Raw genomic sequence first — 434 nt, 5'->3', positions numbered from 1 at the left:
TTAATGGTCCGAAGGACGTCAGATGAGCATGCTGGGCGAACGCCAAACCGAGGGTCGTTGCTTGGTCGACGTCGAGGTCGGGCAAGGCTTCCCTGATCCACCGCAGGGGAACTTGGGCGTTGATGGCAAGAAGTGACTCGACGTCGCTTCGCTCACGATCCATGATCTCGCGAAACCGTGCAACGGCGTCTTGCTCCAGAACTGGGCTCTCAAGTAACTGCGCGAACACGAGCGGTGGCACGCCCTCGCGATCAAGATTCATCGCCCCCGCCTTCTGAGCCAAATTAACAAGCTTCTGCCCTCAATCAACCTAGCCGCAGTCGTCGTTGTTAGCAATGCTGTGAGCAGCTATTACCCGAACAACCATGCAGGAGCCAGCGATGACAGTCGTAACCTTCGTCTCACATGAGGGAGAGAAGCACGTGGTGCCCTTA

At 56.9% G+C, this 434-nt stretch carries 1 pseudogene; it reads right to left on the bottom strand.

The features are described from left to right. Positions 1-262: pseudogene (locus tag CEY15_RS17870) on the bottom strand (AraC family transcriptional regulator); the annotation flags it as partial. Positions 263-434 lie beyond the last annotated feature (172 nt).

The organism is Dietzia natronolimnaea, assembly GCF_002289575.1.
Lineage (GTDB): Bacteria > Actinomycetota > Actinomycetes > Mycobacteriales > Mycobacteriaceae > Dietzia > Dietzia natronolimnaea_A.
This window is presented reverse-complemented; position numbering and strand designations above follow the sequence as displayed.